Origin of the sequence: Cryobacterium tagatosivorans, assembly GCF_004402215.1 — a bacterium.
Taxonomy (GTDB): domain Bacteria; phylum Actinomycetota; class Actinomycetes; order Actinomycetales; family Microbacteriaceae; genus Cryobacterium; species Cryobacterium tagatosivorans.
This window is the reverse complement of the sequence record NZ_SOEZ01000079.1, coordinates 52,365-73,734: the sequence shown is the minus strand read 5'-3', so window position 1 is coordinate 73,734 and position 21,370 is coordinate 52,365. Positions and strand designations below refer to the sequence as shown.

General features: G+C 66.6%; 31 protein-coding genes and 3 tRNA genes. 22 read left to right on the top strand and 12 right to left on the bottom strand.

What is annotated here, in order from left to right; all coding sequences use genetic code 11:
- Positions 1 to 68: 68 nt before the first annotated feature.
- The 13 genes from E3O23_RS17150 (at position 69) to E3O23_RS17090 (ending at position 6,398) form a co-directional block, all read left to right on the top strand.
- Positions 69 to 458, top strand: a complete 390-nt coding sequence (locus E3O23_RS17150) for a hypothetical protein (protein WP_134493164.1) — start codon at positions 69 to 71, stop codon at positions 456 to 458.
- The gene (locus E3O23_RS17145; RefSeq protein WP_166790569.1) at positions 458 to 694 is read left to right on the top strand and encodes a helix-turn-helix domain-containing protein; all 237 of its coding nucleotides are present in this window, start codon (positions 458 to 460) and stop codon (positions 692 to 694) included. Before E3O23_RS17150 ends, E3O23_RS17145 begins: the two co-directional genes overlap by 1 nt.
- Positions 695 to 741: 47 nt before the next feature.
- Positions 742 to 814: transfer RNA gene (locus E3O23_RS17140), tRNA-Arg, on the top strand.
- Between the two features lie 454 nt (positions 815 to 1,268).
- A complete protein-coding gene (locus E3O23_RS17135; RefSeq protein WP_134493160.1) occupies positions 1,269 to 1,499 on the top strand; it encodes a DNA-binding protein in 231 nt (76 codons plus the stop codon).
- A 124-nt stretch (positions 1,500 to 1,623) separates the two neighbouring features.
- Positions 1,624 to 1,929: a hypothetical protein gene (locus tag E3O23_RS17130; RefSeq protein WP_134493158.1), complete on the top strand. Its 306-nt coding sequence runs from the start codon at positions 1,624 to 1,626 to the stop codon at positions 1,927 to 1,929.
- Positions 1,926 to 3,401, top strand: coding sequence for a hypothetical protein (locus tag E3O23_RS17125; protein ID WP_198415209.1), 1,476 nt, complete (start codon positions 1,926 to 1,928; stop codon positions 3,399 to 3,401). Before E3O23_RS17130 ends, E3O23_RS17125 begins: the two co-directional genes overlap by 4 nt.
- 71 nt (positions 3,402 to 3,472) lie before the next feature.
- Positions 3,473 to 4,174 carry a tail fiber domain-containing protein gene (locus E3O23_RS17120; RefSeq protein ID WP_134493156.1) on the top strand — a complete coding sequence of 234 codons (702 nt, stop codon included), beginning with the start codon at positions 3,473 to 3,475 and terminating at the stop codon, positions 4,172 to 4,174.
- Positions 4,171 to 4,458 carry a hypothetical protein gene (locus tag E3O23_RS17115; protein ID WP_134493154.1) on the top strand — a complete coding sequence of 96 codons (288 nt, stop codon included), beginning with the start codon at positions 4,171 to 4,173 and terminating at the stop codon, positions 4,456 to 4,458. The genes E3O23_RS17120 and E3O23_RS17115 overlap by 4 nt, the downstream gene beginning before the upstream one ends.
- A gap of 171 nt (positions 4,459 to 4,629) precedes the next feature.
- Complete coding sequence (locus E3O23_RS17110) at positions 4,630 to 4,860, top strand: hypothetical protein (RefSeq protein WP_134493152.1); 231 nt, start codon at positions 4,630 to 4,632, stop codon at positions 4,858 to 4,860.
- Positions 4,860 to 5,369 carry a hypothetical protein gene (locus tag E3O23_RS17105; RefSeq protein ID WP_134493150.1) on the top strand — a complete coding sequence of 170 codons (510 nt, stop codon included), beginning with the start codon at positions 4,860 to 4,862 and terminating at the stop codon, positions 5,367 to 5,369. The genes E3O23_RS17110 and E3O23_RS17105 overlap by 1 nt, the downstream gene beginning before the upstream one ends.
- Positions 5,369 to 5,611 (top strand): hypothetical protein, encoded by a 243-nt coding sequence (locus tag E3O23_RS17100; RefSeq protein ID WP_134493148.1) that lies wholly within the window; start codon positions 5,369 to 5,371, stop codon positions 5,609 to 5,611. The genes E3O23_RS17105 and E3O23_RS17100 overlap by 1 nt, the downstream gene beginning before the upstream one ends.
- Before the next feature lie 170 nt (positions 5,612 to 5,781).
- Positions 5,782 to 6,132 carry a terminase gene (locus E3O23_RS17095; RefSeq protein WP_198415208.1) on the top strand — a complete coding sequence of 117 codons (351 nt, stop codon included), beginning with the start codon at positions 5,782 to 5,784 and terminating at the stop codon, positions 6,130 to 6,132.
- Between the two features lie 47 nt (positions 6,133 to 6,179).
- A complete protein-coding gene (locus E3O23_RS17090; RefSeq protein ID WP_166790568.1) occupies positions 6,180 to 6,398 on the top strand; it encodes a hypothetical protein in 219 nt (72 codons plus the stop codon).
- A 141-nt stretch (positions 6,399 to 6,539) separates the two neighbouring features.
- Here E3O23_RS17090 and E3O23_RS17085 read toward each other — a convergent pair whose 3' ends face one another.
- The 3 genes from E3O23_RS17085 to msrA form a co-directional block, all read right to left on the bottom strand.
- Entirely contained in the window at positions 6,540 to 6,986 is a 447-nt protein-coding gene (locus tag E3O23_RS17085) for a hypothetical protein (RefSeq protein WP_134493144.1), read from the bottom strand.
- 18 nt (positions 6,987 to 7,004) lie between these two features.
- Positions 7,005 to 7,724 (bottom strand): type I restriction enzyme HsdR N-terminal domain-containing protein, encoded by a 720-nt coding sequence (locus E3O23_RS17080; RefSeq protein ID WP_134493142.1) that lies wholly within the window; start codon positions 7,722 to 7,724, stop codon positions 7,005 to 7,007.
- A gap of 520 nt (positions 7,725 to 8,244) precedes the next feature.
- Positions 8,245 to 8,769, bottom strand: coding sequence for a peptide-methionine (S)-S-oxide reductase MsrA (msrA, locus tag E3O23_RS17075; protein WP_134493140.1), 525 nt, complete (start codon positions 8,767 to 8,769; stop codon positions 8,245 to 8,247).
- A gap of 17 nt (positions 8,770 to 8,786) precedes the next feature.
- Between msrA and mgrA the strand changes: the two genes are divergently transcribed.
- The 4 genes from mgrA (at position 8,787) to E3O23_RS17055 (ending at position 12,116) form a co-directional block, all read left to right on the top strand.
- Entirely contained in the window at positions 8,787 to 9,794 is a 1,008-nt protein-coding gene (gene mgrA / locus E3O23_RS17070; protein ID WP_134493138.1) for an L-glyceraldehyde 3-phosphate reductase, read from the top strand.
- A gap of 4 nt (positions 9,795 to 9,798) precedes the next feature.
- Positions 9,799 to 10,755: a DMT family transporter gene (locus tag E3O23_RS17065; RefSeq protein WP_134493136.1), complete on the top strand. Its 957-nt coding sequence runs from the start codon at positions 9,799 to 9,801 to the stop codon at positions 10,753 to 10,755.
- A gap of 74 nt (positions 10,756 to 10,829) precedes the next feature.
- Positions 10,830 to 11,048, top strand: a complete 219-nt coding sequence (locus E3O23_RS17060) for a hypothetical protein (protein WP_134493135.1) — start codon at positions 10,830 to 10,832, stop codon at positions 11,046 to 11,048.
- 117 nt (positions 11,049 to 11,165) lie between these two features.
- A complete protein-coding gene (locus E3O23_RS17055; protein ID WP_134493134.1) occupies positions 11,166 to 12,116 on the top strand; it encodes a hypothetical protein in 951 nt (316 codons plus the stop codon).
- A gap of 67 nt (positions 12,117 to 12,183) precedes the next feature.
- Here the strand turns inward: E3O23_RS17055 and nadE are convergent, their stop codons facing one another.
- The 5 genes from nadE to E3O23_RS17030 all read right to left on the bottom strand — a co-directional run bounded on the left by nadE (position 12,184) and on the right by E3O23_RS17030 (position 14,344).
- The gene (nadE, locus tag E3O23_RS17050; RefSeq protein ID WP_134493132.1) at positions 12,184 to 13,005 is read right to left on the bottom strand and encodes an ammonia-dependent NAD(+) synthetase; all 822 of its coding nucleotides are present in this window, start codon (positions 13,003 to 13,005) and stop codon (positions 12,184 to 12,186) included.
- Between the two features lie 55 nt (positions 13,006 to 13,060).
- Positions 13,061 to 13,621, bottom strand: a complete 561-nt coding sequence (locus E3O23_RS17045; RefSeq protein ID WP_134493130.1) for a GNAT family N-acetyltransferase — start codon at positions 13,619 to 13,621, stop codon at positions 13,061 to 13,063.
- A gap of 89 nt (positions 13,622 to 13,710) precedes the next feature.
- A tRNA-Arg gene (locus tag E3O23_RS17040) sits at positions 13,711 to 13,786 on the bottom strand.
- A 64-nt stretch (positions 13,787 to 13,850) separates the two neighbouring features.
- A complete protein-coding gene (locus tag E3O23_RS17035) occupies positions 13,851 to 14,111 on the bottom strand; it encodes a thioredoxin domain-containing protein (RefSeq protein ID WP_134493128.1) in 261 nt (86 codons plus the stop codon).
- Between the two features lie 14 nt (positions 14,112 to 14,125).
- Positions 14,126 to 14,344, bottom strand: a complete 219-nt coding sequence (locus E3O23_RS17030; protein WP_134493126.1) for an SCO4848 family membrane protein — start codon at positions 14,342 to 14,344, stop codon at positions 14,126 to 14,128.
- A gap of 89 nt (positions 14,345 to 14,433) precedes the next feature.
- Here E3O23_RS17030 and orn point away from each other — a divergent pair, with 89 nt between their 5' ends.
- The 5 genes from orn (at position 14,434) to E3O23_RS17005 (ending at position 18,107) form a co-directional block, all read left to right on the top strand.
- Positions 14,434 to 15,054, top strand: a complete 621-nt coding sequence (gene orn, locus E3O23_RS17025; protein WP_134493124.1) for an oligoribonuclease — start codon at positions 14,434 to 14,436, stop codon at positions 15,052 to 15,054.
- 46 nt (positions 15,055 to 15,100) lie between these two features.
- A tRNA-His gene (locus tag E3O23_RS17020) sits at positions 15,101 to 15,176 on the top strand.
- Between the two features lie 70 nt (positions 15,177 to 15,246).
- Positions 15,247 to 16,413 (top strand): RtcB family protein, encoded by a 1,167-nt coding sequence (locus E3O23_RS17015; RefSeq protein ID WP_134493122.1) that lies wholly within the window; start codon positions 15,247 to 15,249, stop codon positions 16,411 to 16,413.
- A 23-nt stretch (positions 16,414 to 16,436) separates the two neighbouring features.
- Positions 16,437 to 16,787, top strand: coding sequence for a metallopeptidase family protein (locus E3O23_RS17010; RefSeq protein WP_134493120.1), 351 nt, complete (start codon positions 16,437 to 16,439; stop codon positions 16,785 to 16,787).
- Positions 16,788 to 16,811: 24 nt separating this feature from the next.
- Complete coding sequence (locus E3O23_RS17005; RefSeq protein ID WP_134493118.1) at positions 16,812 to 18,107, top strand: D-alanyl-D-alanine carboxypeptidase family protein; 1,296 nt, start codon at positions 16,812 to 16,814, stop codon at positions 18,105 to 18,107.
- Between the two features lie 115 nt (positions 18,108 to 18,222).
- Here the strand turns inward: E3O23_RS17005 and E3O23_RS17000 are convergent, their stop codons facing one another.
- Genes E3O23_RS17000 through E3O23_RS16985 form a run of 4 tightly spaced genes read right to left on the bottom strand, consistent with a single transcriptional unit; the run spans position 18,223 to position 21,369 of the window.
- The gene (locus tag E3O23_RS17000) at positions 18,223 to 18,483 is read right to left on the bottom strand and encodes a hypothetical protein (protein ID WP_134493116.1); all 261 of its coding nucleotides are present in this window, start codon (positions 18,481 to 18,483) and stop codon (positions 18,223 to 18,225) included.
- A 9-nt stretch (positions 18,484 to 18,492) separates the two neighbouring features.
- Complete coding sequence (locus E3O23_RS16995; RefSeq protein ID WP_241983530.1) at positions 18,493 to 19,098, bottom strand: nucleoside/nucleotide kinase family protein; 606 nt, start codon at positions 19,096 to 19,098, stop codon at positions 18,493 to 18,495.
- On the bottom strand, positions 19,085 to 19,870 hold the full coding sequence (locus tag E3O23_RS16990) for an energy-coupling factor transporter transmembrane component T family protein (RefSeq protein WP_134493114.1): 786 nt from the start codon (positions 19,868 to 19,870) through the stop codon (positions 19,085 to 19,087). Before E3O23_RS16990 ends, E3O23_RS16995 begins: the two co-directional genes overlap by 14 nt.
- On the bottom strand, positions 19,867 to 21,369 hold the full coding sequence (locus tag E3O23_RS16985; protein WP_134493112.1) for an ABC transporter ATP-binding protein: 1,503 nt from the start codon (positions 21,367 to 21,369) through the stop codon (positions 19,867 to 19,869). Before E3O23_RS16985 ends, E3O23_RS16990 begins: the two co-directional genes overlap by 4 nt.
- Position 21,370 lies beyond the last annotated feature (1 nt).

Sequence of the window (21,370 nt, the reverse complement as noted above, 5' to 3'; positions counted from 1 at the left end):
GAAAGATGCCCCCGAAACCCGTAAAAGCTCGGGGGCAATACCGATACACAATGAAAAGGAATATCGATATGAACACCAGCGTAATCCACAAGCCCCTGACCGACTCAGAAAAAGTGGACAGGGCAATCGCAGACGCCGAAAACGAGCGGCTTGCTATCCAGGCACGGGAGACCCCGTGCAAGTACATCGACTGCACCGGCAACGGCCACGAGTTCTACGCCCCCGTTGCTGACTGGTCGCACGAAGCCGTAAACGCCACCTTCGACGGCGGTATCGTCAAAGCCTCCATCTCTGACTGCTCCGGACGATTCGAGGGCGACATCGCCTTCGAGGGCGACGGCACCATGACCGCCGATGAGTTCAGAACCGCCGCCACGGAGTACGAAGCATTCCCCGCATGGCTCCGCAGCATGGCCGACCGCATGGACGCGCTCACCACCGAAGGGGCGGCGCTCTGATGGCCGCCTCCGCTGCCTCGGCAACAGTCGCCCGCAGGATGGAAGCCGCCAGGTTGTCCGCAGGGGTTGCATTGCTCCCTCTTGCCAAGGCAACAGGCATCCCGCGCACAACCTTGCGCCGCCACCTCGCCGGCCTGTCTGATTTCAAGGTCTCCAACGTTATGAAGATCGCCGAGCATCTGAACATCCCGTTCGCCGTCCTGTTCAGCGAGCCGGCCGCGCCGGTAGCCGCCTAACCCAAGCTCGACAACGCCCCGGCCTGCGAAAGTGGGCCGGGGCACCCCTCGATGTAGCTCAGTGGACAGAGCAGGCGGTTTCTACCCGTCATGCCGGAGGTTCGAGTCCTCCCATCGAGACAAAAAATCGCGTCCCCCGTGTGTCTGAGATTCAGACGCCGGGGGCGTTTTCGTGTCCGCGATACTGCCGTTATGGGGCGATTTACCCAAAGGGCACAAAAAACCTTTGGTCCCACGCTGTTAGTAACTCATTGACCCCCATTTGGGGCCACACTTCGGCGTCTTTCCGCGCTCCACCGTCACGCCACAATCCTAGAAATAATTTGGAGATGTGCGAAGAAAAGCGGTTATCCACAGGCGAACATACCTACGACGTCGAGTTTCGACAGCCTTATCCACAGGCGTGTTTGCGTTCTATCACGGCATGCGTCAACCTCAAATTAAGCACTTGTGGTCAGGAGAAATACTTCATAACTCACAAGTACCAATCAAAGCCACCGACACAAAGACGCGTGGGGCCGAGTCCTACCTCGAGCCCCACGCTTTGACCGAAACCTCGCGAAAGGACGATCTAGTGGACCACTCTACATACCGCCGATCGAGCAGCACTCAGGAAGTCTCGCCCCCTGTCGAATGGGGCACCATCCAGGAAGCAGCAGCCCTGCGATTTGTCAGTGTGCAGACGATGCGCCGATACATCACCCAGGGACTCGTGCAGGCTGAACGGTTCGGCCCGCGACTCATACGGGTCAACCTCACCAGCCTCAACTCCGCTGGTCGCCCGCTCGCCAGCGATGCCCTGTGAGCGCCGCTCAGGAATACATCAGCCGTATCGTCGCCTCTGCTCACCCGCTAACCCCGGAACAGCGCGAAACGATCACGGCCGCGTTTGCCGGATTCTCCCCCGCGACTGTTGGGGGTGCATCTGATTGAGCGCAACGCATGACACACACAAAGTCGGCGCAACAGTCGAGAAGGCACTTGATTCGGCTCTATGGCGGCTCAAGTCTGGCGAGATCCGCCTCGAGGATCTCACGCCGGCACTCATGGGCTTTTACTCCATCGGGCACACGGACGGCATGGCTGTCATGGCGCACGAGCTGCAGCAATGCGCCGCTGACCGCGACAGGTTTTACAACGCCGCATTCAACCCCCGGCAGCCAATCATCATCGGCCCATCGCACGTCGAGCTGGATGCAACACGGCGAGCGATCTACAACGGGGGTGCCGAATGACGTGGGCCACCGTAGAACCAGGCTCAGACGCCGCACAAGCCACCGTGAAGGCACGGCAGGACGCCAACCAGCAAGCGCCCGCAGTCGCGCTAGAGAACGCGCACGCGGCATTCAAGCGCTGGCTCGGTGACGCATACGACACGGACGCACTCGACGCGGTACTAGCAACGGCGGCATGCGAACAACTCGACGGCGACCCTGTATGGCTGCTCGTCATCTCAGGATCGGGCAACGCAAAGACGGAGACGGTCGGATCGCTCGCCGCCATCGGGGCCACCATCGTTTCCACCATCGCATCGGAGGGAGCGCTGCTCTCTGGCACCTCCCGCAAAGAGCGATCGGAGGACGCTACGGGCGGGCTCCTGCGGAAGATGGGCGACCGGGGAATTATCGTCATCAAGGACGTGACAAGCATCCTCTCGATGTCGGGCGACCAGCGGGCAAGCGTGCTCGGTGCGATGCGCGAGGTCTACGACGGAGTGTGGTCAAGAAACGTCGGGACGGACGGCGGGCAAACGCTCGAATGGTCGGGGCGACTCGTCATCATCGGGGCAGTAACGACAGCCTGGGACAAGGCTCACGCGGTCATCGCCTCGATGGGCGACAGATTCGTGCTCGTGCGGATGGACTCGACGACCGGGCGACGTTCAGCCGGACGGCAAGCTATCGGAAACACCGGGCACGAAGAGCAGATGCGCTCTGAACTCACCGAGTCCGTCGCGACCCTCATGGGCACAATCAACACCGCGGGGATCGCCGTCACGGATGCCGAAACAGACGCGCTGCTCGCAGCGGCCGACCTCGTGACGCTGGCACGCACCGCCGTAGAACGTGACTACCGGGGCGACGTGATCGACGCGCACGCGCCGGAGATGCCCACCAGGTTCGCCAAACAGCTCACGCAGATCGTGCGCGGGTCCGTGGCTATCGGCATCGACCGCACCGCGGCCCTGAGATTGGCCATCAGATGCGCCCGCGACTCGATGCCACCTATTCGGCTGCGCATCATCGATGACGTTTCAGCGAACCCTGACAGCTCGACCTCGGATGTTCGCAAGCGTTTGGGGATGCCGAGGGCGACCGTTGACCGCGAATTGCAGGCACTCCACATGCTCAACGTTCTTTCAGTTGATGAGAGCGAAGGGAACAACGCTGGGCGAGACGTGACGATCTGGCGATACACGCTCAGGGACGACATTGAACCGGACGCCCTCGACCCCAAAAAAGCGGTGCCAGATTCTGCACCCCCCACACAGCACCCCGAAAATTCGGTGCCAGAAACTGCAGTACCTACCCAACCCCTAGATAAGGGGCACGGAGGCTTACGGGTACCTACTGCAAAATCTGGCACCGAAACCGGGCAGCCTGCCTGCCGCGTTTGCGCCGCTCCCCTGTTCGCCCCGCAGTCCAAAGCGATCGGCATTTGCGGCAAGACCGACGCCGCACACACCGACGCACGGGCCGCAGCATGACCGCGATCAGCGCACTACGCACGACGCAAGCAACATCCACCCCACCAACCAAGATCGAAACGGAGTAACACATGTCATTTCAGCCAGGTTCAATCGGCTCACGGATGCCCGCAAGCGAAGACACGCAGCTGCGAAAGATGCGCGACCTCGAGCGGTTCGTGACCGAACTCGGCCCCTCCATCGCCAAATCGTTTCAGACGACCGTGGACGCGCTCACCACCCAGCAGGAACAACTGGCAGGGCTGCTCAACGACCTACAAGCCCAGGTCGATTCCGCAATGTCCACGGCCGTAAATACGGGCAACGTGACCGCAACCGGCTTTGGGCACTTCGGCACAGACGTAACAGTCGGCGGCGATCTCACGGTGGACGGTGCGCTCCGGGTGCCAAGCGTGCCGGTCACAGTCCTCACGTCAAACTACTTCGCCACGTACGCCACCACCGACGACGGGCGCATTGGTCACGTCCCCTCATCGGCTCGCTTCAAGCAAGACATCCGCCCAACGGTATTCGACCCACACAGCATCCTCGACGCCGAAATTGTCGACTTCCGCTACACAGCAGAAACCGACCTGCACGGCGACAACGCCCCGTACATCATCGGCGGCATCGCTGAACAGTTCCATGCAGCCGGCCTCGGAGCATTCGTCAACTACGACAGCGAAGGTGCCCCGTTCGGCATCGCCTATGAGCGCCTTGCAGTCGGAATCATCCCGCTCCTGCAGCAGATCAACAGGCGCGTAACCGCGCTCGAGGCCGGGCCGACCGCATGAGCATTTCATCAAGGATCGACGGATGGCCCACCGACCACGGGCCCCTCCTCACGCTCCACGAGCTCGGCCTGCACGACGACCTCAACCAGCGCCCCAAATGGCTCCACTACCCCCGCACCGAAACCGGCGAAGGGATCGAAAACTACCACGCAACAACCAACTTTCTCACCAGCGAACCACTCCGGGCGCTCGCCTCACTCACGCTCGAAGGCTGGCAAGTGTTCGTAGACCCAGACGAGCGCGGACTACGAATCAAGATCACCCCCGGAAGGAAAACCCCATGACCAACCCCGACGACCTCGAGGTGCCCTGTTGAGCTACCGACCGTACAGCGGCCCCACCTGGCCCACCGCCAAGCGCAAAAGCCACAACCGCAAGCGCGGCCGCCGACTGAAACTCACCCGGCCACCCGAGATCCACCCCACCCTGCCAGACCAACGAATCAAGGAGACACCATGAGCACCACCTACACCAACCCCGAGGACAACGAAGCAGAAGGCATCCGCCGCAACCGCCGCGTTACCTCCATCGCCAAGACCTACACCAAGTCAGTGGCAGAGGACCGCGCGCAGATCGACCAGGCACTGAAAGCCGGACTCACGCTCTCCACCAACGCCCTACTGCGCGCCGGCTACGCAGACAACGCCGAAGCAGCACTGACCGAACTCAACCAGAAGGACAACTAATGACCACCGCCAAGACCACCACGCCCGCCACCGCCGACGAACTTCGCGCAGCACTCGCAGCACTCGAAGCACAAGAGCAGGCCGAACAGAAAGAACAGGCAGCCCTCATCCAGACGGCACAAGCCGCACGGGCACAGAAAGTATTCGACGCCAACCCCGCACTCGAGGCTGAACTCGCCCGGATCGGAGACGCGCAATACGGGGAAGCCGTCGCGGCAGCAATCGCCGGCGACCTCAACGCCGCCTACTCAGGGTTCGTCAGCTACCTCGGCGCACGCGCGGCACGCTCCCGCGCACGCTCAGACGCACAAGGCGCCGCGAACCTCCTACGCCGCGAACCGCACACCACCGCCAACATCGAATACCGGCAGCAGCCATTCAGCGACTTCATTGACTCGAACCTGCACAAAGCGATCGAGGCCAACGCAAACACGGCGATCGCCCCGTACCTCGAGCCGGACATCGACGACGCCGAGACAGCGGCCGCGTACCTCGACCAGGGGAAGTAATGGCACACGACATCACCGACCCCGGCACCGATGGAACATACCCATACCTGCCCCGCAACCCGGACGGCACGATCAACACCGAGTTAGTGCCCATCGGTATTGAACGCTCGAAGCAGCGCAACGTGCACGGCGTGAAGATGGAACTCCACATCATGCCGCGACTCAGCGACGGGCGACCCATCACCGCCATCGCCCAACTACCGGCAGGACAAACCGAGAACGACCTACTGCCCCGGAAGTAGGCCACACGCCGCCCGAGTGCCTTTTCGGACGGGGCGCAGGGGTATAGGGCGTATAACCCCAAGCACCCCTTTTGCGCCTCGGGCGACGTAGGCGCAATTTGTACACACGGAGAATCCACGTTTGGCCCTTCAAGGCCACATCCCACATAAACACCAGCATTGGAGCAGATATGACCGATTCAAACGGCCCTGGAAAGGGCGTCAAAACCCCCCGAAATTTGAACGCCGCGGGCCGCAGGTTGTGGGATGCCGCTACGGATGAATTCTCCTGGGCGGACCATGAGTTAGCAATCCTCGAGGAATCTTGCCGCACTCGTGACCGTATCGTGCAGCTTGATAAGGCTGTGGAGGACGAGGGCCTCATGCTCCCCAGCTCCCAGGGCAGCCGCGTGCACCCGGCCGTGAGCGAAGGTCGCCAGCAGCGTCTGGCCCTTGCTCGGCTGCTGGTCATGCTGGGCATTCCTGCGCTCGAGGATGACCCATCAGCTAGCCGCCGTGTGTATGGCAAGCAGTCCCGCTGATGGTTGTCCGTAAGCGCCGTAACGGCCTCGAGGATCACCCGGCGACCATGACGCGCTTTGACCTCTCAGAGTGGCCCCAGCCGCCCGTGGAGGCGTTCGCAGCATGGCGGGTGGAGTATCTGACGTACTGGCGGCACGAGAAGCACCCCAGCGGCATCTTCGGCCTGTTGGGCACCATTCAGGCGGCGCGACTGCTCGTCACCACTGGCGAAGTGCGCGACCCGGACGTGTTGGCACGCGCGAAGGCCGACCGCGCCTGGGACTGACCCCACTAGCTCGGCGTGAACCTCACCGCGCACGATGGCGTGCCGGATGGATGGTAGCGAGCTACGTTCCGGGTTATGACCTACCAGCGCCGATACGCCCCCGTTGTCCTCACGGATGACGGGGGCGCAATTCGCGACTGTCTAACGGTCATTGATGATTCTGATCTCGGCCACGACGGCGCTCACCGCGAGTTGTGTCTCGATTGCATCTCTCTTGTACTGCGGAAACCCCGCATCATCCTGAAGCTGCCGCAATCCTTCGTCAGACATTGACACGGCGCGTTCCCACTGTCGCGGAAGCCGCTCAGGCCCGATCAAGCCAACCAAGGTGAGCGCTTCGGCGCCCATTCGACTTGACTCCTCGCGATCGGTCGATCCTCCCCGGTTCCGATTCTCAAGCAATCTGACGAGCGTTTCGAGCTCGAACATGAGCTTGCTGTGTCGCTGAGCGAACTTACGGTCTTCCGCGGCAATGAAGTGGGCAGCATTTCGATCCTTAGCGGAGATGACCAGTGCGACGATTGACGCGCCTACGGCCGCGAGCACGGCAGCCACTTGAACCCAAAGCGCTATCTCATCCTGAGTCATTACGGTCCAATCTGATTGCTATATGAAAAGCTCAGCCTTGAGGACTTCGGCGCGAACTATCCTTGCCAATTCGTCAAGATCCGGGTTGTATCCGCTGCTCCGACGGATCTCCTTGCGCGCAGCATCAAGAACGGGCGGTGACAAGAGAATCGCTGCCATCGCGGGTGCGGATGTCGCCGCTTTGCGCCGCCACAGCGCATCGATCAGGCCTTTCTTCATGGCCGATCGATGAAGGTGGAAAAGGGCCTCTGTCTTCCGTGTAGGCGTTTCATCACTCAGCAGATCAACCTCGAACGCGAGATGCGTGGCGACCTTTTGGCCCGTCGCAGCTTGGACGTGGTAGGCCTGCCAGACCTGACCGTTTGTGAGGATTATCCACTCCAAGCCTTCCTTCACCGCGTATGTCTCGACCTGGCGCAGGTGGCGAGCATGCAGTTTTTGAGTCGCCCGCTTAACCTCGATGAAAGCCACGAGCTGTTTGTCGATGCGAACCCCGTAGTCAGCGAACTCGCCTCGGACCGCATACTCGGTTGTCAGATCGTCAAACTTGTCATAGCCCAGTCCGTAACAGAGCATGTCAGTCACGAGTAGCCGAGTGTCCCCCTCGTTGGCATCGCGCTTCACGAGATCCTGCAGGGGCTTAGTGAACTTGCGAATCGAAGCTCGAACCTCGTCGCGCGCCAGCTGCTCCCATTTTGGAACCAGGGACTTCTTTGTCTCTACGGCAGTGTCTGACAAGTTTTGACTCCTCTACCTTGCACAGCAGTTGAGCCACAGTACTGGTAGAGAAGGGCGTTTGAGCCACGTTTGGGCCTCGAATCGAAAAGCCGGCGTGATTTGTATTGGGCCACATCATCGGTGCAGCACACTGGAGCACCCCAGAACTGGGGGGGAACTATCCTTATAGAAACTATTGCGCCGGAACTCGTGACCAGGTGGCGCGGCGTCGTCGCCACGACTCCCGTCAGGGTCATGGTGTCACTCGTCATGTCGCTCTCCCGGCACGAACGGCCCAGCGCGAACCGCCCCGGACCAACGGCCCTGGACGAACGGCCCCGCACGGACAGCGGCGCAGGGCGGAAGGCCCTTCGCGCGCGACCCGGGGACAACCACTCGTGCCAGTCTTGTCGACCTCGGGCCGCGTACGACGAGTGTGCGGCGCCCCGAGGGCGCGACAGACCGCCCGCCCGGCATCGGAGGAAATCCGCCGCGGCGACGGGCTGTGGAGGGCGCGCCCACGGGCGCCGGCGGTGAAGCGCTACGCGACGATGTACTGCGAGTACGACTTGCGGATCTTGTTGACCTTGGGCAGGGCGACCGCCATGCAGTAGCCCTGGCCCGGGTTCTTCGCGAAGAAGTCCTGGTGGTAGTCCTCGGCGACGTAATACTCGCCGAGCGGCTCGATCGTGGTCACGATTCCGCCGTCCCAGTAGCCGTTGGCGCGCTCCCGCGCCGCTTCGAAGAGCCGCTTCTGCTCCTCGTCCGCGTAGAACATCGCCGACCGGTACTGGGTGCCGACGTCGGCCCCCTGCCGGTTCAGCTGGGTCGGGTCGTGGAGGGTGAAGAACACGTCCAGGATCACGTCCGCCGGGATGACCTCGGGGTCGAACGTCACCGCCGTGGCCTCCGCGTGCCCAGTTCGGCCCGTGCACACCGCCTCATAGCTGGGATTGGGGACCTCGCCGCCGGTGTAACCGGAGACGACGTCGCTCACCCCCCGCAACACTCGATACACGGCGTCAAGACACCAGAAACATCCACCTGCGACCACGAAAGTTTGCACGCCTCTAGAGTAACTCCATGACCTTTGTTGCCGCCGCTGACCGCTACGCCGCCATGGATTATCGACGAACCGGGCGCAGCGGCCTCAGGCTGCCGGCCGTGTCGCTGGGCCTCTGGCACAACTTCGGCCATGAGCGCCCCATCGACACCCAGCGCGCCATCCTGCGCCGCGCCTTCGACCTCGGGGTCACCCACTTCGACCTGGCCAACAATTACGGGCCGCCCGCCGGGGCCGCGGAGACCAATTTCGGCCGGATCTTCGCCGAGGACTTCCGCCCTTACCGGGACGAGCTGATCATTTCCAGCAAGGCCGGGTACGACATGTGGCCGGGTCCGTACGGCGAGTGGGGCTCCCGCAAGTACATGCTGTCATCGCTCGACGCGAGCCTCGGGCGGCTGGGCCTGGACTATGTCGACATCTTCTACTCGCACCGGCCGGATCCGAACACCCCGATCGAGGAGACGATGGGCGCCCTGGCGACCGCCGTCCAGCAGGGCAAGGCACTCTACGCGGGGATCTCGAACTACGACCCGGAGCAGACCCGCGCCGCCGCGGCCGCCCTGGCCGAGTTCAACGTGCCCCTGCTCATCCACCAGCCGCGCTACTCCATGTTCGACCGGCACATCGAGGAGGGGCTGTTCCCGGTCCTCGACGAACTCGGCGTCGGCAGCATCGTCTTCTCTCCTCTCGCGCAGGGTCTACTGACCGACCGCTATCTCGACGGCCAGGTGCCGTCGGGCTCGCGCATCGCCACCAGCGGATTCCTGACCGAGGCCGCCCTGTCCGAGACGTATCTCGGCCGGGTGCGCGCGCTCAACGACTTTGCCGCCGCACGCCACCAGACCCTCGCGCAACTGGCCCTGACCTGGATCCTGCGGCAGCCATCCGTGACCTCGGTCCTCATCGGGGCGAGCAGCGTCAGCCAACTGGAGCAGAACATCGCCGCGCTCGACGCCCCGGCGCTGACGAACGACGAGATCGCCGCCATCGAACCACACGCCGTGCACGGCACGTCACTCGGATAACGGGGTGGGCTACCTCTTCGCGCTGCTCGCCTCCCTGCTGTTCGGACTGAACGGAAGCACCACAAAGGTCATTGTCGAGGCCGGCCTCTCCCCCGCGCAGCTCACCTTCGCCCGGGTCACCATCATCGCCATCCTCGCCGGTGGGTTGCTGCTCGCCACGAACCGAGCCGCGTTCCGCATCGACCGCAGGCAGCTGGCCGTGATGGCCCTGCTCGGCGTGGCCGGGGTCGCCTTGATCCAGTGGTTCTACGCCGTCGCGATCAGCCTGCTGCCGGTCGGAATCGCGCTCATGCTCGAGTACTCCGGCGTGCTGCTCATCGCCCTGGTGGTTCGTTTCGTCTTCAAGGAGAAGGTGAAATCAAGGATCTGGGTGGCCATCGTCTGCGTGCTGGTCGGGATGGCCATCGTCGCCGAGGTGTGGGCGAGCCGGCTGTCCGCCCCCGGCGTCGTGGCCGGGATCCTGGCGGCAATCTGCCTGGCCGTGTATTTCCTGCTCGGTGAACGCCAGGTCGCCACGAGTTCCCCCCTCGCGGTGGCGTTCTGGTCGATGCTCTTCGCCAGCGCGTTCTGGCTCCTGTTCAGCGCGTGGTGGCAGCTCGACCCCGCGATCCTGGCCCAGCAGACGTCGCTCGGCGGCAACCTGGACGCGGTGACCGTTCCACTGTGGGGCATCCTGCTCTGGAACGGTGTGTTCGGCTCCTTCGCGCCGTACCTGCTCTCCTACATGGCGCTCAGCCGGCTCAACGCCACGGGCGCCGGGGTTGTTTCGGCGTCCGAGGTGATCTTCGCGTTCGCGTTCGCGTTCCTCTGGCTGGGCGAATCGCTCACCGGGGTGCAGGCCGCCGGAGCCGTGCTCGTGCTCGTCGGCATCGTCGTCGCGCAAACGGCACGCTCCAACAAGGCGGTGGACCTGGACCTGGCGAGCCAGGACCTCGCCCTGGCGAACAGCCTGCCCCGCTGACCCGGGACGAATGTCGGCGGCCGGCCATAACCTGGGAAAAACCCCAGCGGCCGGCTGACAGTTCGGAGGATTCCATGAGCACGATAACCGCAACCCGCGGCCCGAGCCTCATCCCGGTCAAAGACGGCCTGTGGCGGGTGACCGGTCGTTCAGGAGCCGTCCTCGGCCACATCGAACGCCGAGCGGATGCCCGCGGGGAGCGTTTCGCCGCGCGCCGCATCGTCCAGGCAGCGCGCAGCATCGACCTGGGCGAGTTCTGGCGGATCGACGACGCGGCGGACTGCTTCCGCTGAGCGACTGCTTCCACTGAGCCCCTTACTTCCGCTGAGCCCGCATTCGCCTGGCACCACTTCGGGGCACGCCGCGCACCTTCCGCGGGAACCGCTCCGGCGCCCGGTACAGTTCGGCACATGCAGTGGTGGAATAACTTCGTATCCTGGCTCACGGCCATCAGTAACCAGCCCGTCGTCTTCGGCGCCGTCGTGCTCGTCGTGGCGCTCATCGTCGCCAGCGTGCTGGCCGCGTGGATCTCCCGCGGCGCCGTCAGGGGTCTGCTCGACCAGCGCGATCGCGAGCTCAAGTCCGCGGTGATCAGCACCCTGGTCGACGCGGCTGCCGACGCCTCGGTCTGGAACTCGCTGACAACGCAGGAGCAGGTCATGGCCGACCGCGCCGTCGGTCACGCCGACATCCAGTTGCGCCTGCTGCCGATTCGCGGTGCCGGCATCGCCGCCAACTGGGCCGCCCACCAACTTGCCGACCTCAAGCGCACCTCGGCAACGTTCGGCTATCAGCTCGAGCCCGCCGTGGCCGAGTTCCGCGACCGTCTGGTCGACTGGCAGAACAAGCCGTCGCGGGCCCGCAAGATCTTCCAGGGCGACATCGACCGCTGGAAACTGCAGGACACGAGCTCGGAGAAGAGCCTCCTCGCCGAGCGTGACGCCTGGGTGGCGCAGCAGCACCACGACGACTTCACCCGGCTCGAGTCCGAATCGGCCGGCGCGCCCCGGTCGTTCGAACCGACGCACCAGGCGACGATGCAGGCCGAACCCGCGGTCAATGCCAACGTCAATGCCAACGTCAACGACCGCGACCGCGACCGCGACCGCGACACCGACCATGCCGACGCGGCGAAGGACAACGCCAGGCAGGCCGACGCCCGGCAGGCCGCCGCTGTCCAGGCCGACGCGGCCCAGGCCGGCCGTGCGCCGATCAGCTACGCGCCGCTCGGCTACACACCGGCGACACCGTCGACGCCGTCGGAGACCCAGCAGCTGCTCGATGACGTCGAGGCGCTCGAGGTTCGTCAGGCGGAGCCCTATAATCCCACCGGACCGGTCGCAACGCCTTCGCAGCAGTAGTCGGCCGGCAGTAGTCGGCCGGCAGTAGTCGGCCGGCACTAGTCGGCCGGCAGCAGACCCACGCGGCTCAGCGCCACCACGCGTCGAACGGCGAGGCGGGAACGGTCCTCTTGTGTTCGGTGCTGAGGAAGCGCGCCTCCAGCGCCTCCGCGACGCCCTCGTCGACGGCTTTTCCCTCGAGGTAATCGTCGATGTCTTCGTACCGCAGGCCCAGGTTCGCTTCGTCGGTCTGGCCGGGCTGGTCATCGAGCAGGTCGGCGGTCGGCGGCTTCAGGTACAGCCGCTCCGGAGCTCCGAGGTGGACGAGGAGGGAACGGCCCTGGCGCTTGGTCAGGCCGGCCAGGGGCAGGATGTCCGTTCCCCCGTCGCCGTACTTCGTGAAGAATCCGGTGACCGCTTCGGCCGCGTGGTCGGTCCCGACGACCAGGAGGCCGCGCGTCCCGGCGAGGGCGTACTGCGCGATCATCCGGGCCCGCGCCTTGACGTTGCCCTTGTTGAAGTCGGTCAGCTCCTCACCGGTGCTGTGCTGGAACTCCGCCTCGAAGCCGTCGACCGCGCGCTCGATGTTGAAGGTGAGCACGGTCTGCGGGCGGATGAATTCCAACGCCAGCTGGGCGTCCACCTCGTCGCGCTGCACGGCATAGGGCAGGCGCACGGCCGTGAACGACGCGGAATGCCCCTCGGCGCCGAGTTCGTCGACCGCCAGCTGGCACAGGCGCCCGGCCAGCGACGAATCCTGGCCGCCGCTGATTCCCAGCACCAGCCCCCTCGACCCGGTTCGCAGCAGGTATTCCTTGAGGAAGCCGACCCGGCGGCTCACTTCGAAGGCCGGGTCGATGGTCGGGGCCACGTGCAGTTCCGCGATGATCCGCGCCTGAAGTTCTCGCATGAACCGAATCTATCAAGCCGGACGAGACGACCGGGCCAGCCGGAGGTCTCCGGGCTCAGGTGGCCGTTGCGCGCGGGGCCCATTCACGCGCGAGCAGGGCGTACGTGTCGAGCGTCGTCCACTCCCCCTTGAACCAGTCCGCCTCGATCTCCCGCGACTCCTTACGCAGGCCGCCCTTCCGCAGCACCGCGGCGATGGCGTCGTTCCTCGCGTCGCAGCGGGCGATCACCCGATGCGCGCCGTGCTCGGTGAAGAGGCCGCCGAGCACGGCCAGCAGGGCCTCCGTCGCGTAGCCGCGGCCCTGGTGTTCGCCCGCGAAGGTGACGCCAAGCTCGAACGTGTCCGGTTGTTCGGCGACGCAGTGGACGGCGACATCGCCGAGGAGTTGCACGCCGCCCCGGACCCGCACGCCCAGCTGCAGCCACTCCCCTGGGCCGGGCAGGTCGCCCGGCGGCCGGGCAGCGATGAGGCGCGCGGCATCCGCCTCGGAGAAAGCGGTCGACCAGGACTGGTACCGGGCCACCTCCGGTTGCTGCCGGTACCGGGCGAACGCCGCGGCGTCTTCCTCGGCCAGCGGCGCGATGCTCAGGCGTCCTGTGACCAGCGGATAGGCCATGAGCGGCCACGCACCCTTCGTCTCGTCTGACTACCAGCCTGAGTGATTCGACCCTGTGCCCGCGTCGGATGCCCGCGCTGGGCTGGACGTGGTGCCCCCGGTAGGAATCGAACCTACGACAAGCGGATTAGAAGGCCGCTGCTCTATCCACTGAGCTACGGGGGCGGGAAACGCGGTTCAACGATACCGCAGGCGACGTCGCGGGCCGGTCACCGGTCGACGCGGCCGCTCAGAGCGCCTTCGCGGCGGCCACCAGCACCTGCGCGAGCGTGGGCACCCCGCGGGCGCGGAACACCTCGGCTCCGGCGGCGTTCTTCACGATCACGGTCGGCGTGATCCGGATCCCCTCCGCCTCGGCCTCCCGGGCGTCCCTGGCCACATCCAGTTCCCGCACGGTCGCCTGCGGCACGAGTCGCGCCGCCTCGGCCAGCACCGCGCGGGTCTGCATGCACGGCTCGCAGAATGCGGAGGAGAACAGGATCAATTCCATCGTCGGCCTTCGGGTCAGCCCGTGATCAGGGCGATCGTCGCCACGACGACCGAGACGGCCGCCAGCAGCAGGGAGATGCCGATGAGCACGGCGTGGACGATCAGGAACTTCGTCGGCTTGCCGGAGGCGTCGCGGGCGCGCTCGTCGCGCCGGACCCGCCGGAAGAATTGCGGCCAAACGATGAAGGCCCAGGCCGCGTTGATGATCAGGAGAACCGCGAGTGTCGTTGGCATCGGTCCCAGTCTACGGAGCCCGCCCCCCGCCGATCGCCGGGGCCGCAGCCTCGGCCGGCCGTGTCACCGCCCACCGGTAGACTCGACCCATGACAATTAGCGGTGACCGGTTGGTATGGATTGACTGTGAAATGACCGGTCTCGACCTCGAAAACGACGAGCTGGTGGAAATCGCGGTCGTGATCACGGACTTCGACCTCAACCTCATCGGCCCTGGCCTCGACATCGTGATCAAGCCGGACGCGTCCGCCCTGGAGAACATGGGCGATTTCGTGCGCGAGATGCACACCTCGTCGGGCCTGATCACCGAGATCCCGGACGGGGTCAGCGTCGCCGAGGCCGAGTACCAGGTGCTCGAATACATCCTGAAGTACATCCCCGCCGAGCAGAAGGCACCACTCGCCGGCAACTCCATCGGCACCGACCGCGCCTTCCTCACCCGGTACATGCCGCGCCTGGACAAGCAGCTGCACTACCGCAACGTCGACGTGTCGTCGATCAAGGAGTTGGCCCGCCGCTGGTACCCGCGCGCCTACTTCAACGCCCCAGCGAAAGACGGCGGCCACCGCGCCCTCGCCGACATCCTCGAATCGATCCGCGAACTCGCCTACTACCGCCGGAGCGTCTTCGTGGCCGACCCCGGACCCACGAGCGACCAGGCGAAAGTGCATTCGGCACACGCCGTGTCCAACTTTGGCCCGAAGGTGTAATAGAATTCTTGAGTTGCCTACGTCGCATGCGATGTAAGCACACATGGTGGGTATAGCTCAGCTGGTAGAGCGCCTGGTTGTGGTCCAGGAGGTCGCGGGTTCAAGCCCCGTTACTCACCCCAATGCTTTTCTTTGCCTTATCGGCGCTCCCCTCGGGACAGGCGTAGGCTGCCTCCGAAGAGGGATGCCGGCATGGAAGAAATCACACCGAAGCTCCTGAACTGGGCCTCGATCCTTGACCCGGACTCCCGGGAGCAGGCGATCAGGACGGCCTCGCTGCCGTTCATCTTCCCTCACCTCGCGCTGATGCCCGACGCGCATCCCGGCATGGGCGCAACGGTCGGGTCCGTCATCCCGACGCTCGGCGCCATCATCCCGGCCGCGGTGGGCGTGGACATCGGCTGCGGCATGATCGCCGTGCGCACGCAGCTGAGCGCCGGCGACCTCCCGCGGGACCGGCGGCCGTTGCGCGAGGCCATCGAGCGGGCGATCCCGCTGTCGGCCGGCCACTACAACGACCTCCTCACCCCGTCGGCCGCCGCGCGCACCCGGGAGCTCGAGCGCGCGGCGGCCGCGGCGCACTTCGATCCGGCCGTCTACTCGCCGAACTGGCGGCTGCAGCTGGGATCGCTCGGCAGCGGGAACCACTTCATCGAGGTCAGCCTGGACGAGCAGGACCGTGCCTGGTTGTTCCTGCACTCCGGCTCGAGGGGCGTGGGCTACCAGCTGGCGCAGCATCACATCGGCATCGCCCGGCACTACGCATCCGTGAACCGGATCAAGCTGCCCCACCCCGATCTCGCCTACCTGGTCGAGGGCACGCCGGAGTTCGACCGGTACATCGCCGAGATGCGCTGGGCCCAGCAGTTCGCCCTCCTCAACCGCGAGGAGATGATGGACCGCGTCGTGGCGCAGTTCGAACGGTGGACCGGCGTCCCCGTCGTCGAGGAGGAGCGCATCAACTGCCATCACAACTTCACCGAGCGCGAGCGCCACTTCGGCAAGGACGTCTGGGTGAGCCGGAAGGGCGCCATCGAGGCGAGCACGGGCAAGCCCGGCCTGATTCCGGGCTCGATGGGTACGGCATCCTACGTCGTCGTCGGCAGGGGAAACCCGCTCTCGCTCAACTCGTCACCACACGGGGCCGGCCGGGAGTACTCCCGCACGGCCGCCCGCAAGACGTTCACGTTCCGGCAGCTGCGCGAGGCGATGGCCGGGATCGAGTTCCGGGACACAGCGGCGTTCATCGACGAAATCCCGCAGGCCTACAAGCCCATCGACCGGGTCATGCGGGACTCCGCCGACCTGGTGGAGGTGCGACACACGCTCCGGCAGCTGGTCAATGTGAAGGGCGACTGAGTGTGGCGTGGGATGCTGGACGGATGGCGCAGCTCACCCCGGAGGAATTCGAGCGTCTCGTCATCGACGAGCTCGACCTGCTGCCCGACGACATGCTCGACGGGCTGGAAAACGTAGTTTTCGTCGTCGAAGACCGGCCCGAAAACGGCACTCTCGACACGCTGGGGCTGTACGACGGAGTGTCGCTGACCGAACGAGGGCAGTACGGCTTCGGCGAGATGCCCGACCGGATCGTCATCTACCGCGAACCGCTGCTCGACCTGTGCGCCGACCTCGACGAACTCCGCGACCAGGTGCACGTGACCCTCGTGCACGAGATCGCGCACTTCTTCGGGATAGATGACGACAGGCTGCACGAGCTCGGCTGGGGTTGACGACCCCCGGGTTAGCCTGAGCCCATGAGCAGATTCCGGCCCGGCCGCTTCATCGGTGTCACAACCGGCACGCTGGTGATCCTGGCCGTCGGCGTCTACGGGCCGGCAACCCTCCTGGGGCCCCTTCCCTCGGTCAGCGCGACCCTGTCGACGCCCGCGGCGGCCTCGGCGCCCACGCCACCCGTGCTTCCGGCCGCTGGCGCGAGCGCGGTCCTGGCCGTCGGCACGTCGGCCCCCGGCGCCGAACCCGCGGCGATCGACGCCACTGCCGTCGACTCCACGGCCGTTGATCCGATCGGGGCCTCCGGCACGCCCGACGCGCTCCCGATGGCTTCGGTGGCCAAGATCGTCACCGCGCTCGTTGTCCTCGACGCCAAGCCCCTCGCCGCAGGGGAGACCGGGCCGGAGGTGACCATCTCCGCCGCGGACTACCAGGACTACATCGACTACAGCGCGACCTTCGCCCGGACCGTCGTCGTTTTCCCCGGTGAGAGCTGGACCGAGCGGGAACTCCTGGAGTCCTTGATCCTGGGCTCGAGCAACAACCACGCCGACACCCTCGCCCGCTGGGCGTACGGCTCGGTGCCCGCGTACCTGGACGCCGCGAACGCGTGGCTGGCGAAGAACGGTCTCGACAGCACGCACATGGCCGACGCCACGGGCCTGGACTCGGCCACCGCCGGCACCGCCACCGACCTGGCCCGCCTGGCCGCGATCGCCTCGGGCGATCCGGTCATCACGGAGATCATCGCCGCCCCGGCGTCGTCCCTCGCCGGCCGGCGCGGCGTGGACAACACCACGGCGTACCTGCCCGACCTGGGCATCACGGGCATCTCGCGCAGCTACACGGATGCCGCCGGCGTCTGCTTCCTGTTCACCGCCCAGGTCGACGCGGGAGATTCCACCTTCACCTTCGCCGGGGCCTTCCTGGGCGAGCCGGACTACGACACGCTGACGACCGACCTGACCGCCCTGATGACGAGCGCGCAGGCCGGCGTGGGCGAACTCCCCCTCCTGGCCCAGGGCGACGCCTACGTGCGGTTCAAATCGCCCTGGGGTGACACGGCATCCGGTGTGGTGCGGGTCGCGAAGACCCGGGTCGCCTGGCAGGCGGCGTCGTCAGAGGGCGCGACGGTGAAGCTCGACTCGTTCTCGACCGGGCGCACCGGCAAGGTCGTCGGACGCGTCTCCACCGACGTGGCCGGCCCCAGCGTGTCGTCGCCGCTCGTGCTCGACCGGGCGATCAGCGACCCCGGACTCGGCTGGCGCCTGCTCCATCCGGTGCCTGTGATCGCGGCGCTGATCGCTTCACGGGACTGAGCGGCCCGGGCCCGACTCGGGGATACCCATCGCCGAACCGTGAGTTCGGCACCTTCGCGGGACGCGGGAACGTGCCGCTTCACAGTTCGGCGATAGGTGGAGGGGGTTAGTCGGGTTAGTCGGTTTCCTCGGTCGACTCGAAGGGGTCGCTGTCGCCGGCGTCGAAGCGATAGCGAACGTGCGTCCGCCCCTGCACGTCGCGGCTGTCGACCTCGTCGTACCAGAACAGCGATTCCATGCCACCGACGGCGGCCATCATGCTGATCCGCTCATCGTGCTTCCCGTGCAGGAGGACCCGAGTGTCGGTCTGCCCCTCGAGGGGGCCGTCGATGAACTCGGCGGTGTAGACAACGTTTTCTGCATCAGGACTGGTCATGGCACCAACTTAGTCCGGCGGGGGCGATTCCCGCTGGACCGGCGCGGCGGAGTTGAGTGCGGCATGCCCGGCGCCCAGCCGCAGCGTCGCCCAGCGTTCGGGGTTCTCCCGGGCCCGGTAGTCGTCCCATTCGGCCTGCCACTCGTCCCAATGCGTGCGGAACACCTCGCCGTCCCGCGCCAGCGCCCTGGCCTTCCGAATCGCCTCATCGGCGTCGAGCCAGATCCGGATGTCGCTGAGCGGGGCGTGCGCGGCGGCCAGCGCCCCGCAGCCCTCCACGATCAGCGGGCCGGCGGGATCCACCGGGTGCCACTCCGCGGGCTCTCCCCGGTCCCAGTCGTAGCGCTGCCAGGCGGCGGGCAGTCCGGCCTTCCGCGGGGCCAGCAGACACCCGGTGACCTGCCGGACGGCGGCATCCAGCCCCTGCCACCCGGGGTAGATGTCGTCCAGGCGCACGAGGGTCGGCGCGCGCGACCCGGGCCACGATGACACCAGCCGGTCGGCCAGGGTGCTCTTGCCCGCCCCGCTCGGACCATCGATGAGCACGACGGGCGCCGGCCCGGCTCCGGCGACCGCGCGGAGCACGGCCTCGACGGGCGCCTCAGCCGAGGACAAAGTTCCAGCTTCCGGTCGCGACTGACACGGTGACGGCCAGGGCGCCGACGAACAGCCCCAGCCCGATCAGCGCCACCTCACGAGCGCCGAAGGTCGACGGCCGGGCCCAGCTGCGGGCGATCGGCGCGCCGAATCCCCGCGCCTCCATCGCCGTGGCCAGCTTGCTGCCGCGCCGGATGGAGAGCACGAGGAGCGCGAAGGCCTGGCCGGCCAGGCGCCGGATGACCCCGCGATCGGCGATGCCCCTGGCGCGCCGGGCGCGCTCGAGGGCGCGCCAGTCCTCGAGCAGCAGGCCGATCAGGCGCAGGCCCGCCAGTCCGCCCAGCACGAATCGAGCCGGCAGCCTGACGACCTGGCCCAGTCCGTCGGCGAGGTCGGTCGGGTCGACGGTGACGAAGAGCACCACGGACGGGAGCCCGATCGCCAGCACGCGGAGCAGGGTGGCGACGGCCAGGTCGATCGACCCGTCGGTGATGTGGATCAGGCCGAATTGCCAGTACTCGGCGCCCGCCGACTGCCCGTAGAGCAGGGTGGTGAGGGCGGCGGCCGGGGCGGCGAGCCACACCGGGAGGGTGCGCAGGAAGAAGGTCCGCGGGGACAGCCCGGCCCAGAAGAACAGGACCAGCTCGCAGGCCAAGGCGACGAGGGCCGACACCCAGTCGATGGTCAGGACGAGGACCCCCGCGAGGAGGAGCGCCGCGGCCAGTTTCGCCACCGGGTTCACCCGGAGGATCCCCCGGTTCCCGGGGGTGGCCGTCGCGGTCTGGGTCATCGGGTCACCAGGCTGCCTGACCGGTGGTCCAGGCCGGCCGCCAGGCGGTACTCGCGGTCGGCCAGGGCCGCCACGAACTCCGCGTCGTGCGACACCGCGACGACGGCGGTGCCCTCGTCGATGAGCTCGGCGAGCAGGGCCACGATCTCCCGCCAGGTTCGGAAGTCCTGGCCGAACGTCGGCTCGTCGAGCACGAGCACCCCAGGCTGGGTCGCCAGGACCGTGCCGACCGACAGCCGACGCTTCTCGCCGCCGGACAGGGTGAAGGGGTTCGCCTGCGCGAGGTGGTCGATCCGCAACCGCTGCAGCAGGGTGTCCACCCGGGCCGTGATCACCGGCTCCGGCAGGCCGAGGGCGCGCGGGCCCACGGCCAGCTCCGCCCGGACCGTGCCGGCGACGAACTGGTGCTCGGGGTCCTGGAAGACCGTGCCGATGCGGGTGAGCAGCTGGCGCGACTTCCAGCGGATCGGTTCGCCGCCGGCTCCGGCCGCCAGCCGCGGGTCCGCGAGAACGCGCCCGGCGGCCGGCTTCAGCAGGCCGGCCAGGGTCAGGGCCAGGGTGGACTTCCCCACCCCGTTGGGACCGGTGATCGCCAGCGCGGCCCCCGCCAGGACCTCGACTTCGATGTCACGGGCGACGACGAGTTCCCGGCTGCGCGCGATCGCGAGCTCCTCCGTACCAAGCAGCCGACCGGATGCACTCCGGTGCCGCGAGGGGAGCTGGTGCCGGATGCCCGGAACCCAGACCCCGGAGGTCGACAACCGCTCCCCCTCCGCCGACAGGACATCGGCCGGCCGGCCGTCGGCCAGCACTCCCCCGGCCGGATCGAGCACGATGACGCGGTTGACCAGCTGCTGCCACACCCCCACCCGATGCTCGATCACGACGAAGGTGGCCTCCGTGTGCTCCAGGACCCGCGCCACCGACTCCCGAACCTCGAGGACGCCGGCCGGGTCGAGGTTGGCCGTGGGCTCGTCGAGGAGCAACAGCCCCGGCCGCATGGCCAGGACGCCGGCCAGGGCGAGGCGCTGTTTCTGCCCGCCGGACAGCGCCGACGTGGGGTGGCCCAGGGGCAGGTCGAGGCCGACCATCGCCAGCGACTCGCGAACCCGGCGCCAGGTCTCGTCCCTCGGCACCCCGAGGTTCTCGCAGCCGAACGCGACGTCGTCACCGACCCGCGCGAGGATCACCTGGGAATCCGGGTCCTGCATGAGCAGTCCCACCTGCCCGCGGGCGTCCGCCGGCGTCGTCCCGTTGACCAGGAGCCGGCCCTGTTCTTCGCCCTCGTCTGCCGCGCCGAGCACCCCGGCCAGGGCGTGCACGAGGGTGGACTTGCCCGCCCCCGACGTACCGAGCAGCAGCACTCGCTCGCCCGGTTCGATCCGGAGGTCGAGGTCCCGCACCGCCCACGCGCGCCGCCCGGCATGACGCCAGCCCCAGCCGGAGGCGTCGATCGACGCCCCCGCAACGCGGAGGTGCGATGCTGCCGGCGACGTCATC